This is a genomic window from Arthrobacter crystallopoietes, assembly GCF_002849715.1.
Classification (GTDB): domain Bacteria; phylum Actinomycetota; class Actinomycetes; order Actinomycetales; family Micrococcaceae; genus Crystallibacter; species Crystallibacter crystallopoietes.
Window position 1 is genome coordinate 2144885 of sequence record NZ_CP018863.1, and the last position, 25461, is coordinate 2170345.

The 25461-nt window shown below is 66.2% G+C and carries 16 protein-coding genes and 3 tRNA genes; 10 read left to right on the forward strand and 9 right to left on the reverse strand.

All coding sequences use genetic code 11. The features are described 5' to 3' along the window. Window positions 1-190: 190 nt before the first annotated feature. Window positions 191-2032 carry a phosphoenolpyruvate carboxykinase (GTP) gene (locus AC20117_RS10160; protein ID WP_074699828.1) on the forward strand — a complete coding sequence of 614 codons (1842 nt, stop codon included), beginning with the start codon at window positions 191-193 and terminating at the stop codon, window positions 2030-2032. Between the two features lie 188 nt (window positions 2033-2220). Beyond that, window positions 2221-4845, forward strand: coding sequence for a PEP/pyruvate-binding domain-containing protein (locus AC20117_RS10165; protein ID WP_074699827.1), 2625 nt, complete (start codon window positions 2221-2223; stop codon window positions 4843-4845). Window positions 4846-4929: 84 nt separating this feature from the next. Here the strand turns inward: AC20117_RS10165 and AC20117_RS10170 are convergent, their stop codons facing one another. The 4 genes from AC20117_RS10170 to AC20117_RS10185 form a co-directional block, all read right to left on the reverse strand. Beyond that, complete coding sequence (locus tag AC20117_RS10170) at window positions 4930-6102, reverse strand: globin domain-containing protein (protein WP_074699826.1); 1173 nt, start codon at window positions 6100-6102, stop codon at window positions 4930-4932. 108 nt (window positions 6103-6210) lie between these two features. After that, window positions 6211-6660, reverse strand: coding sequence for an RrF2 family transcriptional regulator (locus tag AC20117_RS10175; RefSeq protein WP_074699825.1), 450 nt, complete (start codon window positions 6658-6660; stop codon window positions 6211-6213). Window positions 6661-6700: 40 nt separating this feature from the next. Next, a complete protein-coding gene (locus AC20117_RS10180) occupies window positions 6701-7171 on the reverse strand; it encodes a hypothetical protein (protein WP_074699824.1) in 471 nt (156 codons plus the stop codon). Window positions 7172-7174: 3 nt separating this feature from the next. After that, window positions 7175-8584 (reverse strand): phosphomannomutase/phosphoglucomutase, encoded by a 1410-nt coding sequence (locus tag AC20117_RS10185; protein WP_074699823.1) that lies wholly within the window; start codon window positions 8582-8584, stop codon window positions 7175-7177. A gap of 70 nt (window positions 8585-8654) precedes the next feature. Between AC20117_RS10185 and AC20117_RS10190 the strand changes: the two genes are divergently transcribed. Next, complete coding sequence (locus AC20117_RS10190) at window positions 8655-10817, forward strand: RecQ family ATP-dependent DNA helicase (protein WP_074699822.1); 2163 nt, start codon at window positions 8655-8657, stop codon at window positions 10815-10817. A gap of 129 nt (window positions 10818-10946) precedes the next feature. Here AC20117_RS10190 and AC20117_RS10195 read toward each other — a convergent pair. Both AC20117_RS10195 and AC20117_RS10200 read right to left on the reverse strand, forming a co-directional pair. Beyond that, window positions 10947-11035: transfer RNA gene (locus tag AC20117_RS10195), tRNA-Ser, on the reverse strand. Between the two features lie 94 nt (window positions 11036-11129). Continuing rightward, on the reverse strand, window positions 11130-13214 hold the full coding sequence (locus tag AC20117_RS10200) for a prolyl oligopeptidase family serine peptidase (protein ID WP_074699821.1): 2085 nt from the start codon (window positions 13212-13214) through the stop codon (window positions 11130-11132). A 102-nt stretch (window positions 13215-13316) separates the two neighbouring features. Here AC20117_RS10200 and AC20117_RS10205 point away from each other — a divergent pair, with 102 nt between their 5' ends. Next, complete coding sequence (locus AC20117_RS10205; protein ID WP_074699820.1) at window positions 13317-15296, forward strand: FAD/NAD(P)-binding protein; 1980 nt, start codon at window positions 13317-13319, stop codon at window positions 15294-15296. Window positions 15297-15313: 17 nt separating this feature from the next. Here the strand turns inward: AC20117_RS10205 and AC20117_RS10210 are convergent, their stop codons facing one another. Together AC20117_RS10210 and AC20117_RS10215 are read right to left on the reverse strand one after the other, a co-directional pair. After that, window positions 15314-19267, reverse strand: a complete 3954-nt coding sequence (locus AC20117_RS10210; RefSeq protein ID WP_236777500.1) for an ExeM/NucH family extracellular endonuclease — start codon at window positions 19265-19267, stop codon at window positions 15314-15316. Between the two features lie 293 nt (window positions 19268-19560). Further along, a tRNA-Ser gene (locus tag AC20117_RS10215) sits at window positions 19561-19648 on the reverse strand. A 77-nt stretch (window positions 19649-19725) separates the two neighbouring features. Between AC20117_RS10215 and AC20117_RS10220 the strand changes: the two genes are divergently transcribed. The 6 genes from AC20117_RS10220 (at window position 19726) to AC20117_RS10245 (ending at window position 25307) form a co-directional block, all read left to right on the forward strand. Then, complete coding sequence (locus AC20117_RS10220; RefSeq protein WP_074699819.1) at window positions 19726-20712, forward strand: NAD(P)H-quinone oxidoreductase; 987 nt, start codon at window positions 19726-19728, stop codon at window positions 20710-20712. Window positions 20713-20882: 170 nt separating this feature from the next. Beyond that, window positions 20883-23180 (forward strand): carbon starvation CstA family protein, encoded by a 2298-nt coding sequence (locus AC20117_RS10225; protein ID WP_083339624.1) that lies wholly within the window; start codon window positions 20883-20885, stop codon window positions 23178-23180. A gap of 5 nt (window positions 23181-23185) precedes the next feature. Continuing rightward, window positions 23186-23407: a YbdD/YjiX family protein gene (locus AC20117_RS10230; RefSeq protein ID WP_074703069.1), complete on the forward strand. Its 222-nt coding sequence runs from the start codon at window positions 23186-23188 to the stop codon at window positions 23405-23407. A 165-nt stretch (window positions 23408-23572) separates the two neighbouring features. Further along, entirely contained in the window at window positions 23573-24154 is a 582-nt protein-coding gene (locus tag AC20117_RS10235; RefSeq protein WP_074699818.1) for a dihydrofolate reductase family protein, read from the forward strand. Window positions 24155-24222: 68 nt separating this feature from the next. After that, on the forward strand, window positions 24223-24837 hold the full coding sequence (locus tag AC20117_RS10240) for a bacterial proteasome activator family protein (RefSeq protein WP_074699817.1): 615 nt from the start codon (window positions 24223-24225) through the stop codon (window positions 24835-24837). Between the two features lie 5 nt (window positions 24838-24842). Continuing rightward, window positions 24843-25307, forward strand: coding sequence for a hypothetical protein (locus AC20117_RS10245; RefSeq protein ID WP_074699816.1), 465 nt, complete (start codon window positions 24843-24845; stop codon window positions 25305-25307). Window positions 25308-25365: 58 nt separating this feature from the next. On the opposite strand, the gene AC20117_RS10250 is transcribed toward AC20117_RS10245, so the two are convergent. Then, window positions 25366-25438 (reverse strand) — tRNA-Thr (locus AC20117_RS10250). Window positions 25439-25461: the final 23 nt, after the last annotated feature.

Here is a 25461-nt window from a genome sequence, read left to right on the forward strand (position 1 = left end):
ATGACTAGTGTGAACTAGACCGGTCTATATGACCTTTATCACTTAATTCAAGAGGCTCGAATCGAAAAACCTTGATTTTCCGCGGTTGACAGTCCCCTTGAACAGTGCTGCGCGTTACAAAGCTGCAGTCCGGTCTACTCCATGGCCCATAGCATCAATACACACCACTGGCCCGAGAAAGGGAAGAGTCATGGGCGATAACGCGCGTCAGCCGGTTCTTGACGAAACACTCAAGAACGCACCAACTACACATGCCAAGCTTCTGGCCTGGGTTGCCGAAGTTTCCGAGCTGACGCAGCCTGACTCAGTCTATTGGGTGGACGGTTCCGAAGCCGAGTACAAGCAACTGACGGATGAACTGGTCGAGGCGGGCACGCTCAAGCGGCTGAACCCCGAGCTGTTCCCGAACTCCTTTGCCGGCTCCTCCGATCCTAAGGACGTGGCTCGCGTCGAAGAGCGGACATTTATCTGCTCGGAGAACGAACGAGACTCCGGCTTCACCAACAACTGGATGGACCCGGCCAAGATGAAGGGCATCCTGCGGGAGCGCTTCGCCGGCAGCATGCGTGGCCGCACCATGTATGTGATCCCGTTCGTCATGGGACACCTGGACGCAGAAGATCCCAAGTTCGGCGTCGAAATTACGGACAGCGCCTACGTGGTCGCTTCCATGCGCATCATGGCCCGCATCGGCTCGGATGTGTTGCGCAAGATCGAAGAGCTGGATGCTTTCTTCGTGCCGGCCCTGCACTCCGTCGGTGCTCCGCTGGAGCCGGGCCAGCAGGATGTGGCATGGCCGTGCAACGAGGAGAAGTGGATTGTCCACTTCCCCGAGGAGCGCTCTATCTGGTCGTACGGTTCCGGCTACGGCGGCAACGCGCTGCTGGGCAAGAAGTGCTACTCCCTGCGCATCGCGTCCGTCATGGCCCGCGACGAGGGATGGCTTGCCGAGCACATGCTGATCCTCAAGCTGACCAGCCCCGAGAACAAGGCGTACCACATCGCGGCGGCATTCCCGTCTGCCTGCGGCAAGACCAACCTGGCCCTGCTGGATCCGACCATCGAGGGATGGAAGGCCGAGACTCTCGGTGACGACATCAACTGGATGCGTTTCGGCAAGGACGGAGAACTGCGGGCGGTCAACCCCGAGTTCGGCCTGTTCGGTGTTGCGCCGGGCACGGGTTGGAGCACCAACCCCAATGCCATGCGCGCCATTGCCAAGGGCAACTCCATCTTCACCAATGTGGCACTGACCGACGACGGCGGCGTCTGGTGGGAGGGAATGACGGATGAAGTTCCCGAGCACCTGACCGACTGGCAGGGCAACGACTGGACCCCGGAGGCCGGCCGTCCCGCCGCGCACCCGAACTCGCGGTTCTGCACGCCCATCGACCAGGTCGACATGCTGGCACCGGAGTACCACGACCCGCAGGGCGTGGCCATCGACGCCATCCTCTTCGGCGGCCGCCGCAAGACCACCATCCCGCTGGTCACCGAGGCCCGCGACTGGACCAACGGCATCTTCATGGGCTCGACGCTGTCCTCAGAAACCACTGCTGCTGCAGCCGGTGCCGTGGGCGTGGTCCGCCGCGATCCGATGGCCATGCTGCCCTTCATGGGTTACGACGCTGGCGATTACCTGCGCCACTGGATCACCGTTTCGGGCAAGGGCAACCAGGATCGTCTGCCCAAGATCTTCCTGGTGAACTGGTTCCGCCGCACGGCCGACGGCGGCTTTGCCTGGCCGGGCTTCGGGGACAACTCCCGAGTGCTGAAGTGGGCCATCGAGCGCATCGAAGGCAAGGCCGACGCCACGGAAACGCCGATCGGCTTCGTACCGACGCCGGACTCCCTCGATCTCACCGGTCTCGATATGACCCCGGAACAGGTTGAGGAAGCCGTCAAGGTTGATCCTGCTGAATGGGCCGAAGAGCTCAAGGGCATCGAGGAATGGTACGCCCGCTTCGGCGAGTCCCTGCCGGAGCAGCTGTCCGCGCAGCTGAAGGTGCTGCAGGAGCGCTTCGCCGCGTAAGGTTGCCCTCCCGCTAGACCGTACGGAAGCAGGTCCCGACACTTGAACTGCTCCCCGAAAGTTGGACTGAGAATTCAGTTCTGATTTTCGGGGAGCAGCTCAACTTGAGTCGGGGCCTGCTTCTTTTAATTGGCTGCGGGCGTATCTTGTAGAGGACCCGCCGTCCGCGACCCCGGAGGATCCTCGGAATGACTCACAGCGCATTTGTAGGACCTTTGGCCGGGTTCGGTGCCGGGAACATTGCCTTGGCGGGCGGGAAGGGCGCCAACCTCGGTGAGCTGATCCGAAACGGCTTTCCGGTGCCGGACGGCTTCGTGATTACGACCCGGGCCTACGCCGCCCTGCTGGACTCCACGCCGCTGGGCGGGAACCTGGCAGAACTGCTGCAATCCGGGGCGGACGGTGCCAGGATCAGGGCGGAATTCGCAGCCACGGCCGTTCCGCCAGAAATCAGCGCGGCAGTAGCGGAGGCTTATGCACAGCTGGGGTCGAAGACAGTAGCCGTGCGATCGAGTGCCACAGCCGAGGACCTGCCGGGCGCAGCCTTCGCCGGCCAACAGGACACTTACCTCAATGTTGCCGGCGAGGATGCAGTACTCGCGGCCGTGGGCGATTGCTGGGCCTCGCTCTGGACGGACCGGGCGATCGCGTACCGCCAGCGGCAGGGGATTGACCCGCACGAGGTGGCCATCGCCGTCGTCGTTCAGGAGATGGTTCCGGCAGAGATGGCCGGCGTGATGTTCGGCGCGAACCCGGTAACCGGTGCGCGGGGTGAGATTGTCGTGGATGCCAGCAGCGGGCTGGGGGAAGCGGTGGTCTCCGGCCTGGTCACTCCGGACCATTACGTCCTCGACGGTGCCGGACGCCTGACGGCATATGCCCCTGGTCGACGTGAAGTAGTGATTCACGCGTACGACGACGGCGGAACCGGCGGGAGCCGAGGCATCGGCGAGAACAACGGTACCAGCGAGAGCCGAGGAGCCGGCGAGGGGCGCAGCCGCGTCGGGGCTCCGGGCGCCGCGGAGCTGCAACGGTCACTCAGCCCGGCACAGCTCGCGGAACTCGCGCGGCTGGCGCGGCGGGCGGCGGAGCTGTTCGGCCGACCGCAGGACATGGAGTGGGCGGTAGCCAAGGGCCGGGTGCATGTCCTGCAGTCCCGCCCGATGACTGCCTTGCCGCCGCAGCCGGTGACACTGAACCGGTTCCAGAGGCTGATGGGGCCGTTCTTCCTAGAGATGTTCACGCAGCGTCCGTACCCGCTGGATGTCTCCGGCTGGCTGGACCGGGGAATCGGCGCCATGCTCCGGGGCATGGCCGGCAGCGTTGGTGTCCGCTTCCCGAGCATTCAGCAGCTGTTGCCGGAAGAGGATGGGGTGGTGGTCCGGCTGGTCCCGCCGATCCCGCGGCCGACGCTCCGGACTCTGGCCGCGCCCTTGTCCATTGCCGTGCGCGTCCGCCGGTTCAGGCCGGAAAAGTGGACCGAGGACGGCCGGTTCACCGCCTTCCTTGCCGAGGTGGAGCAGCTGAATGCCCGGGATCCGCAGCCGCTGCGCTGGCACGAAATCACGCAGTTGGCCGAGGACACTTTCAGAGCGATCCACTGGATTACCGAACTGCGAGCGGCCTATCTGCCCGGCGCCTTTGTCCCGCAGGCCAAGCTGCGGCTGCTATTGCTGCTGCTGGGCAAACCCAAGCTGGCGGCAGCGCTGATCGCCGGCGCCGAAACCCGCACCAGCCAGGCCAACCGCGGACTCGAGCAGTTGGCGGAAGGCGTCCGGCGCTATCCCGCTCTTTCCGCCGCGTTCGGCGAGCTGGCCCCAACGGACCTGCTTGACCGGCTAGGGGATCCGGAGTTCGCCGGCTTCCGCGCTGATTTCGACGCTTTCCTGGCAGAGTACGGCCACCGCGAGACGGTCAGCGTTGTCCTCAGCAGCGCACCCACCTGGTCCGGCGCTCCCGACGTGGTGCTCGGCCTGGTCAAGGCGATGTTGGGCGAGCGGCGCGAGGGCGCTGACCAGACCGGACAGGCCCTGCGGGAGCTGGAGCGGCATCCCGCCCTCCGGATCAGGCCGCTCCGACGCCAAGTTCTTGGCGCCGTCGCGGCTGCCAAAACGGGCATCGCGTTCCGCGAAGACACCCACTTCTATGCCACGAAGCTGCTGCCGCCGCTGCGCCGGGCACTGCTGGAGCTCGGGCGGAGGCTCACAGCGGCCGGCGTGCTGGACTCACCGGACCAGGTCCACCACCTGCGTTTCGACGAACTCCAAACGATGATAATCCACGGCGGCAGCGGCAGCGGCAGCGGCAGCGGCGGCGGTGCGGACAGCGATGAGGACGACGACGGCGGGGCGCTGCCGGCCGCCGACCGCGGGCGATACCGCCGGGTGGTGCTGGCCCGCGAGGCGAAACGCCGCGAGCTTGAAGGCATTCCGCTGCTGCCGATGGATGCCCTCTTCGCCCGCAGGCGCCGGCAGGGGAATGCCCTCGTCTCCGGCACAGCGGCCAGTGCGGGCCGGGCGGCCGGACGGGTGCGGGTGATCCTCTCGCCGGCCGAATTCGGCACCTTGGCCAGCGGGGAGATCCTCGTGTGCCCGTACACCAATCCTTCGTGGACGCCGCTGTTCCAGCGTGCCGCCGCCGTCGTCGTGGATGCCGGCGGCCTCGCCTCGCACGCCGCGATCGTGGCACGCGAGTACGGCATTCCCGCGGTAATGGGAACCGGCACCGGAACCACTGTGCTGCGGGACGGCCAGCAGGTGCTGGTCGACGGGTCGGCCGGCTTGGTGCTTCCTGCCGGCGATGAACGCGCTTGACGATGAGTGCCCTTAACAACGACGGCGGCCCGGACGTTTCCGGGCCGCCGTACGGTGGGATGGTGGCTGGTTTTACGAGCGGCCTTAGTTGGCCGAGGCGAGCCAGAGGTCGGGGCCGAAGACCTCGTAGTGAATCTTGGTGGCGGGGATGCCGGCATCGATCGCCTGGCTGCGGATGGACTTCATGAACGGCAGCGGGCCGCAGACGTAGACGGAGGCATCGGCCGGAAGCTCGACATCCTGCAGGGACATGAAGCCTGTGCTGGCGCCTTCTGCCGGTTCTTCGAGCCACAGCTTGAGGTTGGCGCCGTCGAGCTTTTCGATGTCGTTGACCATCTGGTCGCGGAGAGCCCAGGCTTCCAGGTTCTTTTCGGCGTGCAGCACCATTACTTCGCGGCTGGAACCCTGCCGGGCCAGGGAGCGCAGCGCGGATGCGGACGGGGTGCAGCCGATACCTGCAGTCGCGAAGACCACAGGAGTGTCGCCCTCGTCCAAAGTGACGTCACCATAGGGATTGGACAGCTTGAGGACATCGCCGACCTGGACGTTCCGGTGCAGCACGGGGGAGACCTCGCCGCCGTCGTCGAGCTTGGTGGTGAAGACGCGGCGGTCGGTGGAGTCGACGTCGGCGGAGAGCGAGTACTGGCGGACCTGGCGCAGGCCGTCGGGCAACTGGACCTTGACGCTGACGAACTGGCCGGGGCGGGCGACGGTGACCGGGGTATCGTCCGCCGGCTCGAGGACGAACGTCATGCAGCCGGTGCCGGCCGGGTTCTTCTCCACGACCTTCCACGGCATCCACATCTTGTCATTGGCCTGCTGTGCGTAGAGGCCCTTTTCGATCTTGATCAGCGCGTTGGCCATCAGCCAGTAGACCTCGGTCCAGGCTTCGGCGATCTCGGCCGTGATCACATCGGCCAGCTCTTCAGCGATGGCTTCGAAGAGATACTTGTAGACGATGTCGTACTGGTCCTCGGTGATGCCCAGCGAGGTGTGCTTGTTGGCGATGCGGCTGAGCATGGTCTCGGGGATCAGATCCGGGTTGGCGACCAAAGCGGAGGCGAAGGCGGCGATGGAGCCCGCCAGGGCCTTCTGCTGCTCCCCGTTGCGCTGGTTGGCGCGGCTGAAAAGCCCGTCAAGGAGTTCCGGATGCGCCGCGAACAGGCGGCTGTAAAAGTTCGGTGTAATGCTCCCCAACCGCTCGCCCACGAGGGGGAGGGTGGCTTCAATGATGGGGCGGGATTTCTCCGAGAGCATCGTTACTCCTTGGGTCAGAAGGTGGTTGATGCCTCAAAAGTAGCATTCAAAATGCTGGTTTAAATCCTCATTTCTACCGCGTGTAGAAACTTCCTTGATTTTTCGCGGTCAGGCCGGGCGACGTGTGCTCAACATCACAAAAACCGGCTCCATTTGCGACCGGTGCGGCAGGCTTGAGACGACCAGCTCGTCGAGTTCGCGGTAAAAGGCCTCGCGGGCGCGGCGCAGTGCCCCGCGCAGGCCGCAGTTGTTGCTCATCGGGCAGTTGCCGGCGGCGCTTTCGCAGTCGACGAGGTCTTCGCGCTCGTCCAGTTCGCGCAGTAGCCAGCCCACCGTCGTCGTACGCCCTTTGGCGCTCAATCGCACGCCTCCGGAACGGCCGCGGACCGCGTCCACGAGGCCGAGGGAGCGCAGTTTCAGGACGGCTTTGCTGACATGGTTGTAGGGAGTCCCGACGCCGTCCGCGATGGCCTGGGTGGTCAGCAGTTCGCCTTCGGGCGAGGCGCTGAGCAGCATGAGGGCGCGCAGGCACACGTCAGAGAAGGCATTGATCCGCATGCAGGCATTCTAACGCCGCTGCGGTGATGCTCCGTTCGGGTCAGGCAGGAGGCCAGACGATGCGGTCCTGCGGATCGATGAACGGATCGGGGTAGGTCCACTCGCCGTCGTCGTCATGGCTGTACGGCTGGATGGCCGCGATGGCGGCTCCCCACGAATGCTCGGTGGCGACGTGGATGGCGTCCGTGTCATTGTCGGGCAGGTAGATGTCGCTGATCACCGCGATGGCACGGAACTGGGACTTTTCCTGCTGCAGCGCGGTGTAGATGTCCTGGATCATGGCATCCGCGTCAACCTCTTCGGATTCCTCGTCACCCTCGATGTCCTCGGGCTGGACGGCGATCAGCCGCAGCTCGCCGTCGGTGGTCATCACTAGGCCTACCGGCAGGAAGGCGCCGTGTTCTTCCAGTTGCTCCTGTGCCATGCCCAGGCCGGTGCCGAAGAGCGTGTCGATGTCGTTCAGGACCTCAGGTTCTATGCCTTCGCGCCACGAAGTGCCCTCTGTGCTCATTGGTTATTCCCTTACCAGTCCCAGGACGGTGTCCCGGACCTTGTCCAGTGTTGCGGTGTCGATGGCTTCTGCGTTCAGGCGCAGGAAGGGTTCGGTGTTGGACGGGCGGAGGTTGAACCACCAGGAGCCGTCGCGGGCGGTGAAGGTCACGCCGTCGAGTTCGTCGATGTCCACGTCCTCGCCGGCGAACCGCGCGCGGACGCGGGCGACGGCGGCGTCCTTGTCCTCGATCTTGGAGTTGATCTCGCCGGAGGAGACGTAGGGCTCGTACTCGTGGGCGAGGGCGGAGAGCGGCTGTTCCTGTTCGCCGAGGGCGGCCAGGACGTGCATGGCGGCGAGCATGCCGGTGTCGGCGTTGAAGAAGTCGCGGAAGTAGTAATGCGCCGAGTGTTCCCCGCCGAACACGGCGCCCTCGGCGGCCATGACGGCCTTGATGAAGGAATGCCCTACCCGGGTGCGCACGGCGCGGCCGCCGTCATGGGCGACGAGTTCGGGCACGGCGCGGGAGGTGATCAGGTTGTGGATGATGACCGGGGTGTCCTCCCCGGCGGTCTTGGCGCGGGCGATTTCGCGGCGGGCCACCAGCGCGGTGACGGCGGAAGGGGAGACCGGGTTGCCGGTCTCGTCGATCACGAAGCAGCGGTCCGCGTCGCCGTCGAACGCCAGGCCGATGTCCGCGCCGTGGGCGAGGACGGCGGCCTGCAGATCGCGCAGGTTTTCCGGTTCCAGCGGGTTGGCCGGATGGTTAGGGAAGGTGCCGTCGAGCTCGAAGTACAGTTCGACGATCTCCAGCGGCAGGGCCGGCAGCACCCCGTCGCCCAGGACGGCGGGGGTGGTCAGCCCGGCCATGCCGTTGCCGGCATCGACCACGACCTTCAGGGGCCGGGAACCGGAGAGGTCAACCAGGGAGCGCAGGTAGCCGGCGTAGTCGGCCAGCACGTCCTGTTCGCTGAGCGTGCCGGGGTCGGAGGCGGGGATGCCCTCGGTCAGGTAGCGGGCCGCGGTGTCGCGGATCTCGAACAGCCCGGTGTCGGAGGAGACTGGGACGGCGCCGGGCAGGGCCATTTTCATGCCGTTGTATTCGGCCGGGTTGTGCGAGGCAGTGAAGACGACGCCGGCCGCGGACAGGGTGCCGCAGGCGAAGTAGAGCTCGTCCGTGGAGATCAGGCCCAGCATCTTCGGGTTCGCCCCGCGGGCCGCGGCACCGCGGGCGAAGGCCTGCGCGAATTCGGGGGAGGACGGGCGCATGTCGCCGCCCACCAGGACGGTCTGTCCGGCCAGTCCGAGGACGTCCACAAAAGCGGCGCCGGTGGCCTCCACCGTAGCCGCGGTAATCGTTTCGCCAACGATGCCGCGCACGTCGTACGCCTTGAAGGACTCCTGGAAAGAAACACTAAGATCGAGACTCGTCACCGCCCTAGCTTATAAGGAACCCCTGTGGATAACCGACAGGACTGTCAGGCGCGGCTGTAATACTGGAGTAATGGCTGATTTGCAGAGCATGACCGGACAGGTGACAGACCTTCGGGAAGAAGCAACCGAAATCCTCCGCCGGCTGGTGGGAAATCCGGAGGCACAGTTCCACTCGGGGCAGTTCGAGGCTGTGGAAGCTCTGGTGGCCGGCGGCCGGCGGGCGTTGGTGGTCCAGAGGACGGGCTGGGGAAAGTCCGCCGTCTACTTCGTGGCCAGCCTGCTGCTGCGTGCCCGGGGTGCCGGCCCGACCCTGATCGTCTCCCCGCTGCTCGCGCTGATGCGGGACCAGGTCTCCGCGGCCGAACGCGCCGGGGTCCGCGCCGCCGCCATCAACTCGGCCAACCAGTTGGAATGGGACGATATCCGCGCCAAACTGGCGGGCAACAGTGTGGATGTCCTGCTGGTCTCCCCGGAGCGGCTGAATAATCCTCGGTTCCGGGACGAACAGTTGCCGGAACTGATCCACAGTTCGGGCCTGCTGGTGATCGATGAGGCGCACTGCATCTCGGACTGGGGTCATGATTTCCGCCCCGACTACCGGCGCATCCGGGACCTGATCGAGCAGTTGCCCGCATCCGTGCCGGTACTGGCCACCACCGCGACGGCAAACTTGCGCGTGGTCCATGACATCGAAGAACAGCTCGGGGCCGCGGCCCTTGCCGGTGACGTTGCTGCCGGCGGACATGTGCTGACCATCCGCGGCCCGCTGGCCAGAGAATCGCTGCGGCTGGGCGTGCTGCGCCTGCCCAATGCAAGGGCACGGCTGGGCTGGCTGCTGACGCATCTGCACGAGCTGCCCGGCAGCGGCATTATCTACGCCCTGACCGTTTCCAACGCCGAGGATACCGCCCGGCTGCTGCGCGAGGCGGGCCACGAAGTGCTCGCCTACACCGGCCGGACGGACCCGGCGGACCGCGAAGCCGCCGAGGCTGCGCTGAAGGACAACCGGGTCAAGGCACTGGTCGCCACCAGCGCGCTGGGCATGGGCTTCGACAAGCCGGACCTGGGATTCGTGGTGCACCTCGGGGCGCCGTCCTCGCCGGTCGCGTACTACCAGCAGGTGGGTCGCGCCGGCCGCGGTACGCCGAACGCTGATGTCTTGCTGCTGCCCGGCCGCGAAGACCGCGATATCTGGGAGTACTTCGCCACCGCGTCCATGCCGAACGAGGACACCGCCCTGGCCGTGCTGCGGGAACTGGCGCAGCCGGGGACAGTCCTGTCCACCGCGGCGCTGGAAACCCGGGTCAATCTCAAGCGCTCTCCGCTGGAACTGCTGCTCAAAGTGCTGGCCGTGGACGGTGCCGTGCAGCGGGTCTCCGGCGGCTGGGAAGGCACAGGGCAGCCCTGGGATTATGACCGCGAGCGCTACGAGCGCATTGCGAAGGCGCGCGTCGCGGAGCAGAACTCCATGCTGGATTACGAGAACACCACCGGCTGCCGGATGGAATTCCTGTCCCGGGAGCTGGACGATCCGGCGGCCGCACCGTGCGGCCGCTGCGACAACTGCGCGGGCCGCTGGTACGCGGACTCGGTGGCCGAATCCGCCACCGAAAGCGCCGATGCCGCCCTGCACCGGGTGGGCGTCGAACTGGATCCGCGCGCGATGTGGCCCACCGGCATGAACCGGCTGGGTGTGGAGGTCAAAGGCAAGATCGGACCGGCGGAGGCGAACCTGCCCGGCCGTGCGTTGGCCCGTCTGACGGATCTGGGCTGGGGCGGCAAACTGCGCGAACTGCTGTCCGACCAGTCGCCGGACCAGCCGCTGGACCAGCTGACTCTGCAGGCCTGCGTCCGCGTGCTCGCGGAATGGGGCTGGGCCCAGCGGCCCGTCGCGGTGGTCAGCGTGCCGTCCCGGACCCGCCCGCAACTAATCGGTTCGCTGGCCGAGGGCCTGGCCAGCATCGGACGGATGCCCTACCTGGGCGCTCTGTCCATGCCCGGCGGTGGTCCGAAGAGCGGCCCGGGCGGCAACAGCGCGTACCGCCTGGCCGACGTCTGGGACCAGTTCGAGGTGCCTGCCGGCGGAGCCGAATGGTTCGCGGACAACCCGGGGCCGGTCCTGCTGGTGGATGATCTGGCGGACAGCCGGTGGACCGTTACGGTTGCCGGCCGCACGTTGCGCCGGGCCGGAGCCGAGGCCGTACTGCCGTTCGCCCTGGCGCTGAAGGCCTGATGCCTAGGCGCTGAGAAGGTCAGTGCCCGCCCGGTCGCCGGGCGGGCACAGGGCCACGGGTCCGCAGAAATACGACGCGGAAACGCAAAAGGCCCCTGCGGTTCCTCGCGGAACTGCAGGGGCCAAACGCGGAGACGGGGGGATTTGAACCCCCGGTCGAGTTTAACCCCGACCCTTCATTAGCAGTGAAGTCCATTCGGCCGCTCTGGCACGTCTCCAAGATGCTGTTGCCAGCCCATCAAGATTACCCAGATAACCGGGCCAGATCAAAACGGGCGCCAACAGGTGGTCTCCGCCGCCGGTCTTCAGGCCTCAATCGGTGAGCGCGTTCCACAGGAAGGTGTTGGACAGCGTCTGCAGGCGGGCGGCCTGTTTGTTGTCGCTGGCGCCGGCGTGGCCGCCTTCGAGCGCTTCGTGGAACCAGACATTCTCCGCGCCCAAGGCCTGCATCCGCGCCGCCATCTTCCGTGCCTGCACCGGCCCTACCCGGTCATCCGAGGTTGCCGTCCAGATCAACGTGTCCGGGTAGTCGGTGCCCGACTCGAGCAGGTGGTACGGCGAGAACGTGCGGATGAAGTCCCACTGCGCCGGATCCTCCGGATCGCCGTATTCTGCGATCCACGAGTACCCCGCGGACAATTTTGTGTAGCGGGCCATATCCAGCAGCGGGACCCCGCAGGAGACCGCCCCGAACAGGGGCGGGTACCGGGTGAGCATGTTCCCCACCAGCAGCCCGCCGTTGGAACCGCCGGAGCAGCCGAGGCGTTCCCGCCGGGTCACACCGCGGTCCATCAGATCCTGCGCCACGGCAGCGAAGTCCTCGTACGCGCGGTGCCGGTTCGCCTGCAGGGCTGCGCGGTGCCAGGCTGGGCCGTACTCGCCGCCGCCGCGGATGTTGGCGAGGACGTAGACTCCGCCGCGCCCGTCCGCGGTGCGCTGCTGCAGCCAGGCCCGGCCGACGGTCCCGCTGTAGGCAGGCGTCCTGCTGACCTCGAACCCGCCGTAACCCGAGAGCAGCGTGGGATTGCCGCCGTCGTACGTGAGGTCTTTGGGGCCCACCTGGAAATACGGGATCTTGGTGCCGTCCTTGGACACGGCGAAATGCTGCTCCACCGTGTGGCCGGAGGCATCGAAGAACGACGGCGACGACTTCACGGCCGTCGCCGGGCCTCCGGCCACGGTGCCGCGGGAGAGCGTGGACGGCGTGAGGAAGCCTGTGGCCACCAGCCAGTAGTCGTCGCTGTCCTCATCATCCACGGCCGAGGCGTCCACCGAATGCAGCGGCGGGCAGGCATCGAGTTCCGCGGCCGCCCAGTTTTGCGCGGGGTCCAGGACCAGCACCTGCGAGGAGACGTCCTGCAGGAGGTTCAGCAGCAGGAAGTTCTGCGTCCAGCTCCAGGACTGCAGCGAGGTGCCGGCATCCGGCGTGAAGAGGGCGATGAGGTCGCGGGAGCCGGCGAGGAAATCCTCGAGCCCGGCGGCCAGCAGGGATCCCGCCGGGTAGGTGGTGTCCGTGCCGGCCGGCTGCCAGTCGGTCTGCGGGCGCAGGGTCAGCCACTGTTGGTGGAAGCCGACCTCCACATCCGTCGGCACGTCGATGGGCAGCCATCCGCCGTCGCGCCTGAGATAGTTGCGGTAGTTGAAGAAGTCGATCACGTCGACCGCGATCTCGCGCTCGTAACCGGGGGTGGAGTCGTGCACGGCCTGCGCCAGCATGTGTTCGGCAGGCACCTCGAAATACGGTTCGGCGTCCGCTGGGCTCTGGCCGCGGCGCAGGATGCGGCTGGTGCGCGGGTAGGAGGACGTGGTCATGCTGCCGGGTCCGAAGTCCGTTCCGAGCATGATGGTGTCCTCGTCCAGCCAGCTGGCGTAGGTCTTGGCGGCGGGAATCTCGAAGCCGCCGTCCACGAAGCTGCGGATTTCGACGTCGAACTCGCGCAGCGTGACCGCGTCCCCGCCGTCGGGGGAGAGCCGCAGCAGCGCGCGCCGGTAACTCGTGCCATCCGCGGGGCGGAGGAACTGCGAACCGGCGAAGACCCATTCCGTGCCTTCGGCCGCGGCCAGCGCGTCGACGTCGAGCAGGATGTCCCATTCGGGCGAGTCCTGCAGGTAGCTCTCCCAGGTGGTGCGCCGCCAGAGGCCGCGGGGGTTCGTCTTGTCCCGCCAGAAGTTGTAATAGAAGTTGCCGCGCTTGGTGACGGCAGGAATCCGTTCCTCCGAGTCCAACACCTCGAGCACGCTTTGCTCCAGCTCCAGGAATTTCCGGTCTACCAGCTTGGCTTGGGTGCGGGTGTTCTGGTCGCGGACCCAGTCGAGTGGTTTCTCGCCGTAAATGTCTTCGAGCCAGAGGAATTCGTCGTCGGGCAGGTGGGTGGGCTCCTCAGTCATGCTTCCCATCCTAGGCAGGGCCGGGGCAACCGAACCGTCGCGGTCTGGTGGGAAGCAGCCGGGAGGAGCCCGGAGCGGGCCGGTGCATGTCCCCCGGTTACGCTAGAAGGCATGGAATCTCAGCGCGGCTACCGGGTGGCAATTGTGGGTGCTGGCCCGCGCGGCACCTCCGTGCTGGAACGTCTGGTGGCCAACCACCGGGACCGTGGCGAGACCGGCAGGTTGCACATCCACATGATTGATCCGTACCCGCCGGGCCCTGGCCACGTCTGGCGTGCCGGCCAGTCCAGGCTGTTCCTGATGAACACGCCGTCGCTCTTTCCCACCGTGGTGCCGACCGGGGAACTGGACGCCGCACCCGTGGCCGGAATGTCCTTCGAAGCATGGCGGTCCGCCGTCGTTGCCGGGAGCATCAGCGATGTGCCGCCGGAGGACGCGGACGAAGCCCGCTCGCTCTCCGCGGCGGACTTTCCCAGCCGGGCGCTGTACGGAAGGTACCTGGCCTGGACGTTCGCCCGGCTGAACGAGATGGCCGGAAACCACGTGGTGGTCCATGTCCACGCAACCGAGGCAACCCACCTGCACCGGATCGACGGCACCAACCGGCTGGCCCTCGCCGACGGCAGCACTGTGGACGCGGATGCGGTGGTGCTGGCGCTGGGGCATTTGCCCGCCGCGCTGAACCCGGAACAGCAGAACCTGCAGGACGAGGCCGCGCGGTACGGCCTGCATTACCTGCCGCCGAATGTGCCGGCGGACCTCGACTTCAGCCGCATCCCGGCCGGCCGCACCATGCTGGTCCGCGGCATGGGCCTGAACTTCTTCGACGTAATGATCCAGCTGACCCAAGGCCGGGGTGGAACGTTCCTGCCGGCATCGGACACTGAACCCATGCGGTATGTGCCTTCCGGCAAGGAGCCGAAGCTGGTGGCCGGTTCCCGCCGCGGCACTCCGTACCGTGCCAAGGCTAGGTTGCAGAGTTACCTGCCTGCCGGCGTCGAACTTCGCTATTTCACCCCGTCCGCCGCACGGCTCTTTGCCGACGCCGGGGTGCAGCCGGGTTTCGACCACGACCTGTGGCCGCTGCTGCAGCGCGACGTGCTGTGGACGTACTATGCCACGCTGGCGAGGGTGGAGCCCGGCAGCATCAAAGGGCATCCGCGCGAATTCCTGGCCGGGCTTCAGGAGCTGCTGGACCAGAAAACCGTGCCCGGCAGCCCGACCCTGCGCAACCGCATCCGCGGGTACCTGGACGAACAGGTCGAGCCCGGCAGGCTGCTGGACGTCGAGGCGCTGGCCAGGCCCTTCGCGGGACGGAAGTTCGCCTCCGCGCAGGAGTACCAGCAGGCCATGGTCGATTATCTGGAGGCAGATGCGGCCGGCTCGGCGCTGGGCGAGGATGATCCGTTGAAGATGGCCATCGGGGCGCTGAACGCCGGGCGGAGCCTGCTCAAGGAGATTGTGGCCGACGGCGGACTGACCGACGAATCCTGGCTCGCCGAGCTGCGCGGTTGGTTCGAACCGCTGGTGGAAGGCCTCGCCAGCGGGCCCCCGGCCCTGCGGATCGAGCAGCTGGCGGCGCTCGCCCGCGCCGGAATCGTCGAGTTTGTGGGACCGGACCCGCAGTTCGAAGTGGATCCGGAAACCGAACAGTTTCGGGCCACCTCGCCCTGGGTTGACGGCGCGGCATATTCCGCGACCTATCTGATGGAAGCGATGATGCCGGCCAACCGGGTGTCGCAGAACCGGTCCGCGTTGCTGCGCCACCTGCTGGAAGCCGGTTTGGTCCGGGCCAAGCAGATGCTCGGTGCCGAGGACGCGCCGGTTCCGACCTCCGGTCTGGATGTCACCCGGCCGCCGTACCGCCCCATCGGGGTCAACGGCCGGCCCGTGGAGAACCTCTATGTGCTAGGGCTGCAGTTGTCCTCCGTGCAGTGGGGGACGTCCATTGCCGCCGAAGCCGGTGCGCCGGTGCGCCAGGGCGGCCGCACCCTCAAGGACGCGGACGATATTGCGCGCGCCATCCTAGATGCGGCCAACCCCGCCGGTGCCGCCAGGGTCACGGCGGGCTTTGCCGTGGGCCCTGGCTGACAGGTTCCCTACTGCCCCTACCCTTTGCCGTGTGCCTTGTCCCGCGCGGTCGGCAGGTCCAGGCCGACGACGATCGGGTCGTGGTCGCTGGCCCGAAACATGTCCGGGGCGTAGAAATCGGTCGCGTTGTAGTTGTACCGGCTGTATTCCAGTGCGATCGATTCGACCGAGTTGATGTTCCAGATGTCCGCGCCTTCCACCACGGCGTCGGCCTCGGGTGAGGCGAAGATGTAGTCCAGCGAGCCCACCAGGCCATCGAAGTTGTAGCTGTGCTCGCCGGTCTTGGCGCCTTGGTCGATGTAACCGGCCTCGGTCAGGACGCGGATCGGATCTTCCTGCGCATAGGAGTTGAAGTCACCGGTGAGGTAGACCTTCTCCGTGCCGATCCGCTCCTGCATCGTCCCGGCGAAGTCCACCAGGGATTCCGCCTGCTCGGTGCGCGCTACGTTCCACGCACCCTGGCCGTGGTCCGCGTTTTCGCCCGAGGACGGAGCCGAGCCCTTGGACTTGAAGTGGTTGGCCACCACAATGAACTTCGTGTCCGCGCCGCCGTGCTTGACCTTGAAGGCCTGGGCCAGCGGCTTGCGGGCATTGGCGAAGGCTTCCGTGTCGTTGTGGATGACGGACTCGCCGATGGTCTGCACGGCGTCCTTCTTGTAAATGAAGGCCGTGCGGATGAAGTCCTCGTCCTCCAGCGCGGGCAGCTCTTCGGGCGAACGGACGTAGTCCCAGGCTGCATCTTCGCCGCAGGCGCCCAGGCCCTCGTTCAGGGCGGTGGTCAGCGTGGCGAGGGCGTCGTCCCGGTCCTTGCCGAACTGTGCGGAGTTCTCGATCTCCTCCAGGGCGACGACGTCGGCGTCCAGGGCGTTGATCGCGGCCACGATCTTGGCCTCCTGCCGTTCCAGGTTCTCGGCGTCGTAAGCGCCGCGCGCGTCGCAGTTCCGTGCGGTGACCGGGTTTCCGTCCCGGTCCGTGTAGGCCTTGCAATCGTCCAGCTGGTCGCCGGTGGTGGTGAAGTAGTTCAGCACGTTGAACGAGGCGATCTTCACATTGCCGCCGACCTCCTCCGGCTCCTGCGTGCGGGTATCGGAGAACGACGCCGGCTGGACCGTTTCGCTGCTGGCTGCGGTCAGTTGGGTCAGCGGCTGGAAACGCCACAGACCGAACCGGTAGTCGAGCACCACATTCGTGCCGAAGGATGCGGCTGAGCCTACCCGGACAGGGGTCTCCGGGGTCAGGTACGGCAGCGCGATGTCCTTGTTGGCGTCGGAGCCCAGGTAGTTGATGCTGGCACCGTCGTCCAAGGTCACGGAAAGCGCGGCTTTCTTCTCCGTTTCAGCCCAGAACTCGTCCGAATCGTACGTGCCCACTGCGGTGGGCTGGACCAGCGGCTGGTCGCCGGCGGCCAGGCCGATTTCGCCGTACTGGTTCAGCGAGTAGTTGTCCGTCACGGTGAAGCTGCCCTGCGGATCGAGCAGCATGCCTTCGAACTTCTCCCGCTCGGCGTCGCTGGCGGGCCATTCGATGGCAGCAGGCTTTACCTGCTCGGCCGGTTCGTCCAGCAGGAGCAACCCGTCCTCTTCAACGGTCAGTTCGGTCAGCCCGTGGTATTCGCTGACCTCGCCGGTGACCTCGACGTGGTCGCCGAGGGCAACCTCGTCCACCGTGGCTGGGGAGAAGACGAAGATCCCGTGGGAGGCCGCATGGTCTTCTGCCATGTCGCCGCCGGTGCCCGGCGTCTGGAGGTAGTACCCGTTGAACCCGCCCCTCGGGTACACCGCCGTCACCACGCCGCGGGTGGTCACGTTCTTGCCGGTCAGCGGCGAGACGTCCGACGTGCCCTGGATTTCGGCGATGTCGGCGCGAGGTTCGGCCGCGCTCGCCGGGATCTGGATCGGCAGCCGCACCAGCGTGCCGGACTCGGCCGCGGTGAGCGTAAAGACGCCCTCGCTCAGCTCATCCGGAACAGTGAAGGAGACGGTAGCAGCGCCGTCGGCCACGTTGAAAGTTCCCAGCGTGCTGGCGACGCTGTCGGCCGGTTCGTAGCGCAGCGTCAGCTCGGTGTTGACCGGAGCGCCCAGCGAGGTCAGGTCCAGCTTGGCGACCTCGAAGGAGACCTGCTGGCCCGGCTCAACCGCGGCGGGAACACCCGTCAGGGCTACGGCACGGCGGTGGAAGGACGGGGACAGGGGGCTGTTCTGCTCCAGGAAGGCGATCCATGCGTCGCGGTCGATCAGGCCGGAATCCCGGGTGTCGGTGCCCTCCTTGAAAACGTGGAAGTTGTCCCCGCCCTGCGCCAGGAAGCTGAACGTGCCAATTCGGTACCCGCGGGTTTCGTCCAGCTGCTCGCCGTTGATCCACACGCCGGTGATGTGGCTGCCCCGTTCGGCGTCCGGATCGTACGTGTAGCTGACGTTGTCCGAAAGGCCCAGGTGCAGGAAGGGCCGGCTGGGCACGTTGCCGTCGGCATCCAGCTGCCACTGCTGCTCCAGCAGCGTCTTGAACTGGGCGCCCGTCAGCGTGGTGGTCCACAGGTTGTTCACGAACGGCAGCACCGCGTTGGCCTCGGCGAAGGTGATGGTTCCGTCCGGCGCGTAGTAGAGCTCGGAGCGCAGGCCGCCCGGATTGACCACACCGATTTCGGCGCCGCCCAGTTGCTCGGCCGAGAGTGTTTCCACCAGCGAGTCCGCCACCAGATTGCCCAGTGAGGACTCGGAGGCGCGGTCATCGCGCTCCGGCAGGCTGTCCTCGTCTTCGCCGTCGGGCGTGAAGGCCGTGGTGATATCGCCCGTCACGGAGCCGACCGGCCGTGCCCCCACCACTTCGGCTTCGGCCAAGGCTGCGTCGACGATCCTGCGGACTTCGGCTACCCGAGGGTATCTGCCCGCCAGTTCGTCATCGAGGGCCTTGTTTAGCTCGTCCGCGTTCGCCGCGTCCTCGTCCGGGATCGCCACCCGGGGGACAAGGGCCGTCTCGTAGCTCGTGACATCGAAAGTTGCCTCGCCGTTTTCCTCGCCCTCGGTGACACTGAGCTGGATCTGGCCGATGTTCTCGCCGTACTGCCCGGTCTGGACAATGGGCCGGGTCTCGCCGGCGGCGCCCGGTATTGGAGCGTCGAAGGTGTAGGCCTGGTGCGTATGCCCGGTGAAGATCGCGTCCACCTCGGCGGAGGTCTCGTTGGCGATGCGTGCGAAGACGGCGCTGCCCAGCGCAGCGTCCAGACTCGAACCCGTGGCGGCGCCCTCGTGGTACGACGCCAGGATGATGTCTGCTTCGTCGCCGGTGCCGTCCGTCAGTTTGCCAGCAACGCGGTTGACGGCTGCCACCGGATCGCCGAAGTCCAAGGTCGAAATGCCGCCGGGACTGACCAGGGTCGAGGTTTCCTGCGTCACCACACCGATCACGCCGACCGTCAGTCCCGCCACCTCGACCAGGGCGTATTCCTGCAGCGCGGGAGTCGTCGTGCCCTGCGCATACACGTTGGCGCCAAGTTGCGGGTAACTGGAGTTGGTGGACACCCGCCCCTTCAGGTCCTCGAAGCCCTTGTCGAACTCATGATTGCCGACGGCGGTGGTCGCCAGTTCCAGCGCATTCAGGACATCGATGGTTGGCTGGTCGTCCTGGGAAGCCGAGGCGAACAGCGAAGCGCCGATGTTGTCGCCGGCCGAAGTGAAGAGCGTGCCATCCGGGTTCTGCTCCCGCAGCTGTTCGACGGTGCCGGCAAATTTCACCGTGTTGTCGTCGATGCGGCCGTGGAAGTCGTTGATGCCCAGCAGATTCAGCTCGTAGGTGTCGCCTACGTCCTGCGTTTCGACGGGTTGATCTTCAGCGGGAGCTTCCAGCGGCGCCGTGGCCGGTTCCGGGTCGTTTTCGTTTGCCACGGCGGGCAGGGCTGCGAAGGGAGCGGCCAGCAGACCGATCGACAATGCAGCGCCCAGCGTGGCCTTCATAGATGATGCAGCCTGTGGCACGGTATCTCCAGTTTTCAGTTCCCCATAAAGGTGTGCCGGAGGACGGCGCCCAAGGCGAGCCGGTCCGGCAGCAAGGCAGTGATGGTGTGCGAGCGCACCTGACGATCCCAGCCCAGCAGGATGAACGAGAGGTTACCGCTCGGGTTGTACCAAGGGAATAGTTTCTGTGAAAGAAGGCCTTCGCAACTTCCGCGACGCCGGGAAAGTCTTGACAAAAGCCGCGGCCCGCGCGACTATGTCGGCGCTTAAACAACTCAAGGACCCCGGAACCGGGGCCCTTGAGTAACAGGGAGCGGAAGGTATGGGATTTGAACCCATGAGACGGGGTTACCGCCTACTGGTTTTCAAGACCAGCTCCTTCGGCCGCTCGGACAACCTTCCCTGCCTAGTAGTGTGTCACGGAGGGGCCGGAGATATCAAAACTCCGGCCGGTTTTCGGCGTGCACCAGGAGGCGTGAATGAAGGCGGTTTTTTACCAAGGCTCAGGCGGTCCCGAGGTCATCGAGGTCCGTGAGGTCCAGCCGCCGGCTCCGAAGCCGGGCGAGGTGATTGTCGACGTCGTTGCTGCGGGCTTGAACCGCGCGGATGTGCAGCAGCGCCGCGGAGTCTACCCGCCGCCGCCCGGCGCATCCGACATTCCCGGCCTTGAGGTTTCCGGCCGCATCTCTGCGCTCGGCGAAGAGGTCACCGGCTGGCAGATCGGGGACGAGGTCTGCGCCTTGCTGGCCGGCGGCGGTTACGCCGAACAGGTCGCGGTACCTGCGGGGCAGCTGATGACTGTGCCCGAAGGGGTGGACCTGGTCACGGCGGCGGCGCTGCCGGAAGTGACGGCCACCATTTTCTCCAATCTCTTCATGGCGGCCGGGGTACAGGCGGGCGAAAGCGTACTCATCCACGGTGGCAGCGGCGGCATCGGCACGATGGCGGTCCAGATGGTCCGCGCGTTCGGCGGCCTACCCATGGTGACCGCCGGCTCCCAGGCCAAGCTCGACGTCGTCCGCCCCCTGGGTGCCCAGGTCCTCATCAACTACAAGGAAGAGGACTTTGTCGCCAAGGTCAAGGAAGCCACCGGCGGCCGCGGGGCAGACGTGATCCTCGACGTCGTCGGGGCGAAATACCTGCAGCGTAATCTGGACGCCCTGGCCACGTCCGGCCGGCTGGTGGTCATCGGGCTGCAGGGCGGCGCCAAGGCGGAACTGAACCTCGGCCAGCTGATGGCCAAGCGCGCCGCCGTCATCGGCACCACGCTGCGCTCGCGGCCGGTGGAGGAAAAGTCCGCGATCGTCCGGGCCGTCATGACCCACGTCTGGCCGCTGGTCGCCTCGGGGGATATCACCGCGCAGGTGGGCCGGACCTATCCGCTGGATTCGGCGGCCGAGGCGCACGAGTATTTCGACTCGGGCGAGCACATCGGGAAGATCCTGCTCACCACCGCCGCGGCCTAGGGCCGCCTGGCAACGGGAAACCCGCGGACGCCCAGCGGGAGGGCCGCTGGGCGCATACTCCAGCCTGCTCGGCTATTGGTCGGCCGAATCCCTGTGACTTGATGCATGCTGCTGTTAGATTGCTGATAAGTAAGCTTTTTATCCGCCATGCGTCTGAACAGGGAGCAATGATGAGCCAGACCCCAACAGCAGGATCCGCGCCGGATCCGGACCCGGACCGTGATTCAGCCGTCCTGGTCCAGGATCCCAACCTTCCGCCGGTAGCCCTTGACCCGGAGATCGCCGCTGCCGAGGAGCGCCGGTGGCCGCCGCTGAAGATCGCCATTTGGGTAGTCATCGCGCTGCTGGGCGGCGTGGCCTGGACGATGCTCGCGTTTGTACGGGGCGAAACCGTCAACGCCATCTGGTTCGTCTTCGCCGCGGTGTGCACCTACCTGATCTTCTACCGCTTCTATTCGAAGTTCATCGAGAACAAGATCACCAGACCCAACGACAAGCGGGCCACGCCGGCGGAGTACAAGGCGGACGGCAAGGACTATGTAGTCACGGATCGCCGGGTGCTGTACGGGCACCACTTTGCGGCGATCGCCGGAGCCGGACCTCTGGTGGGTCCCATCCTCGCAGCCCAGATGGGCTACCTTCCAGGCACCATCTGGATCATCATCGGCGTGATCCTGGCCGGAGCGGTGCAGGACTACCTGGTGCTGTTCTTCTCGATGCGCCGCGGTGGACGCTCGCTGGGCCAGATGGCCCGCGAGGAACTTGGCCTGATCGGCGGCACCGCCGCACTGATCGCAACGCTGGCCATCATGATCATCATCGTCGCCATCCTGGCCCTCGTGGTGGTCAACGCGCTGGGCGAATCCCCGTGGGGCGTCTTCTCGGTTTCCATGACCATCCCGATCGCGATTTTCATGGGCATCTACCTGCGCTTCATCCGCCCGGGCAAAGTCAGCGAGATTTCAATTATCGGCTTCGTGCTGTTGATTGCCGCGATCATCGGCGGCGGCATGATTGCCGAAACCGACTGGGGCGTAGCCGTCTTCACGCTGGACCGCATCACCATCGCCTGGGGCATCATCATCTACGGCTTCATCGCCGCGGTACTCCCGGTGTGGCTGCTGCTGGCCCCGCGCGACTACCTCTCCACCTTCATGAAGATCGGCACCATTGTCATGCTGGCCGTGGCCATCGTGCTGGTGCGTCCGGAGATCAACATCCCGGCCATCAGCGAGTTCGCCGGCCGGACCGACGGGCCCGTAGTACCCGGCTCCCTGTGGCCGTTCCTGTTCGTGACCATTGCCTGTGGCGCCTTGTCCGGCTTCCACGCGCTGATTTCTTCGGGCACCACGCCGAAGATGGTCCACAAGGAGAAGCAGACGCGCTTCATCGGTTACGGCGGCATGCTGATGGAGTCCTTCGTGGCCATCATGGCCCTGGTCGCGGCGATCTCCATTGACCGCGGGATCTATTTCGCGATGAACTCCTCGGCCGCCGCGACCGGCGGCACCGTGGAGGGTGCGGTGGCCTTCGTCAACAGCCTGGGCCTGGCCGGCGTGAACCTGACCCCGGACATGCTGACCCAACTGGCCGCCAACGTCGGCGAGGAGTCGGTGGTCTCGCGAACGGGCGGCGCCCCAACCCTCGCCGTCGGCCTCGCCCAGATCATGCAGAGCCTGATCGGCGGCGTAGGCCTGATGGCCTTCTGGTACCACTTCGCGATCATGTTCGAAGCGCTGTTCATCCTCACCGCCGTGGACGCCGGAACCCGCGTGGCCCGCTTCATGCTGCAGGATACCATCGGCAACTTCGCTCCCAAGTTCAAGGACATGTCCTGGCGCCCGGGGGTCTGGATCTGTACGGCGATCATGGTGGCCGGCTGGGGGTACATCCTGATACTCGGGGTGACGGATCCGTTGGGCGGTATCAACACGTTCTTCCCGCTCTTCGGCATCGCCAACCAGCTGCTCGCGGCGATCGCGCTCGCGGTCTGCATGGCCATCGCGGCCAAGAAGGGCGTGTTCAAGTACCTGTGGATCATCGCCCTCCCACTGGCCTTCGCCGCAGTAATCACCATCTGGGCGTCGATCCTGAAGATCTTCTCGCCGGACGTACGCGTGGGCTACTGGGCCAACCACTTCGCCCACCAGGAAGCGCTGGCCAACGGCGAGACCAGCCTGGGCAATGCAGGGTCGGTCGAGGCGATGGAGGCGGTGGTTCGGAACACCTGGGTCCAGGGCACGCTGTCCATCGTGTTCGTGGTGCTGACCATCATCGTCATCGCCACGGCCATCATCGCCACCATCAAGTCCTGGCAGCGGGGCGGCGAAAAGTCCCACGAGGACCTCGCCGTCGTCTCGGCCACGTACGCACCGTCCGGCTTTATCGCCACACCGCCGGAGCGCGAACTGCAGAAGCGCTGGGACGAACTGCCCCAGGACAAGCGGCTGGCGCGGTCGAAGCACTGATGACCATGTCCACGAACAAGGCATTCAACCAGGCCGCCGGCAAGGCACACGCCGGCTGGAAGGGCTTCGTCTGGTATTTCAAGTCCCTGATGGGCGAGAACGCCTACCAGGCGTACCTTGACCACCACGCGCGGACCCACACCGGCACGCCGCCCATGACCGAGCGCGAGTTCTGGCGGGACAAGACGGACCGCCAGGACCGCAATCCCGAAGGCCGCTGCTGCTAGCGGCCCACAGCTGAACAACGACGGCGGCACCCGTCTCGAGCTCCTCACGGAGACTTCGGGGCGGGTGCTGTTTGTAACGGTTGCGCTCCGGCCGATTGATTTCTTCCTAGAGCGACAGCTCACGACACGCTAATGTGGGGGCACCCTAAAGCAGAGGAGAGCCCCGTGGGCAAGGTTGTCATGTACAGCTCGGTGTCGGTGGACGGCTTTATCGCGGACGAGAACGACCAGCCCGGACCGCTGTTCGACTGGTTGACCAGCGGTGACGTCCCGTTGGACGAGAGCGGCGTGCTGAAGGTGTCGCAGACGTCCTACGACTACACCCGGCCGTACTGGGACCAGATCGGGGTGACAATCGCGGGCCGCCACGTCTTCGACCTGACCGACGGCTGGGACGGGAAGCCTCCGAGCGGGATCGACCACGTGGTCGTCGTGACGCACCGGCCGCAGCCCGAGGGCTGGGACCCCGAGGCGCCGTTTCACTTCGTCGGCGGCGTCGAGGCAGCCATGGCCATGGCGCAGGAGCTTGCGGGTGACCGCATTGTCGAGGTCGCCGCCGGCGACGTCGGTGGCCAGATGCTTGCCGCGGGCCTGGTCGACGAGGTGCGCATGGACGTCGCACCCGTCGTGTTCGGGTCCGGCAAGCGCTACTTCGGGTCGGTCCACGCACAGCACCTGTTGGAGGATCCCGACGTGGTGATTCAGGGCAACCGGGTGCTTCACCTGCGCTATCGGGTGCGCCGTTGACCGAGCTAGAGCCGCCAATGTGCGGGAGCAAGGCTGGATTTAGCTTCGGCCTCTGGCAAGATGAAACCATGAGCGACGAGCAGATACCTCAGACGGAAGAACCGGCCATCGAAGGAGCTCTCACCCCTGACCAGCAGCGCGCGGAGGAAGCCGAGGCCCGGAACGAAGCGGGCAGCAACGGGAAGAAGGGTTCGCAGCTCCATGACCTGGTGGATGAACCCGCCAAAGTCATGCGGATCGGGACCATGATCCGCCAACTGCTGGAAGAGGTCCGCAGCGCCCCGCTGGACGATGCCGCGCGCAACCGGCTGGCAGAAATCCACGAACGATCCGTAAAGGAACTCGAGGACGGGCTGGCGCCGGAGCTCATCGACGAACTGCACCGCATCAATCTGCCCTTCACCGACGACTCCACGCCGTCGGACGCCGAACTGCGGATCGCCCAGGCACAGCTGGTCGGCTGGCTCGAAGGGCTGTTCCACGGTATCCAGACCGCCATCGCCGCGCAGCAGGCCGCCACCCAGCAGATGGCCGCACGGATGCAGATGCGCCAGCTCCCGCCCGGCACGGTCATTGCCCCCGGCGTCGTCATCGGCAACGACGGCGAACCCCGCCGCGCTGACGGTGCGGAATCGGAAAACCCGTCCGGCCCCGGCACCCACACCCCGGGCCAGTACCTCTGAGTTCCGTGGCGCTGTTCGGAGCCGCCCGCCAAGCCCGGCGTGACGATAAGGAATTGGGCAAAGGCATCTGGCGGCGCACCCACGACCGGTTCCGCCGCGGGCTGGACCGCTACCATCAGGTTCTTGAGGGTGTGCAGGACGAGGAACTCTACGGCGAGCTCCTGGTCATCGCCGACGAACTCGCCGCACTGCTGCCCCGGGTGCGTGCCTACTGCATGGCGGCCCACGAGCTGCATCCGAGCGATGGCATGGACATCCCCGGCGGGAACCTGGCCGCCGTCCACCGCTGCCTGTCCAAGGCCGGCAACTCCCTGGCCGCGGCTGCGCAGGCCGCCGCGATGATCCGCTTGGACCCAGGACACTCCGATACGCCCTCCAGCGGTTCGGCCAGCGTTGACAACGTACGACGGCGGGCGGACATCGTGATCGAGGACGTTGCGGACGCGCAGCGCTACCTGGAAACCCGGTAGCGGCGCCGTCGGGCAAAGAAAATCCCGCCGCATCTTGATGCGACGGGATTTTCGGATGAGCCCCCTGCCAGAATCGAACTGGCGACCTTTTCATTACGAGTGAAACGCTCTACCGACTGAGCTAAGGAGGCCGGGCTTCCAGGCCGGATAACCG

Coding starts and splice junctions, on each gene's coding strand:
- AC20117_RS10165 (WP_074699827.1), top strand. CDS start 2,221: ATGACTCACAGCGCATTTGTAGGACCTTTGGCCGGGTTCGGTGCCGGG.
- AC20117_RS10240 (WP_074699817.1), top strand. CDS start 24,223: ATGAGCGACGAGCAGATACCTCAGACGGAAGAACCGGCCATCGAAGGA.
- AC20117_RS10225 (WP_083339624.1), top strand. CDS start 20,883: ATGAGCCAGACCCCAACAGCAGGATCCGCGCCGGATCCGGACCCGGAC.
- AC20117_RS10170 (WP_074699826.1), bottom strand. CDS start 6,102: ATGCTCTCGGAGAAATCCCGCCCCATCATTGAAGCCACCCTCCCCCTC.
- AC20117_RS10160 (WP_074699828.1), top strand. CDS start 191: ATGGGCGATAACGCGCGTCAGCCGGTTCTTGACGAAACACTCAAGAAC.
- AC20117_RS10220 (WP_074699819.1), top strand. CDS start 19,726: ATGAAGGCGGTTTTTTACCAAGGCTCAGGCGGTCCCGAGGTCATCGAG.
- AC20117_RS10200 (WP_074699821.1), bottom strand. CDS start 13,214: ATGGGAAGCATGACTGAGGAGCCCACCCACCTGCCCGACGACGAATTC.
- AC20117_RS10230 (WP_074703069.1), top strand. CDS start 23,186: ATGTCCACGAACAAGGCATTCAACCAGGCCGCCGGCAAGGCACACGCC.
- AC20117_RS10190 (WP_074699822.1), top strand. CDS start 8,655: ATGGCTGATTTGCAGAGCATGACCGGACAGGTGACAGACCTTCGGGAA.
- AC20117_RS10205 (WP_074699820.1), top strand. CDS start 13,317: ATGGAATCTCAGCGCGGCTACCGGGTGGCAATTGTGGGTGCTGGCCCG.
- AC20117_RS10175 (WP_074699825.1), bottom strand. CDS start 6,660: ATGCGGATCAATGCCTTCTCTGACGTGTGCCTGCGCGCCCTCATGCTG.
- AC20117_RS10180 (WP_074699824.1), bottom strand. CDS start 7,171: ATGAGCACAGAGGGCACTTCGTGGCGCGAAGGCATAGAACCTGAGGTC.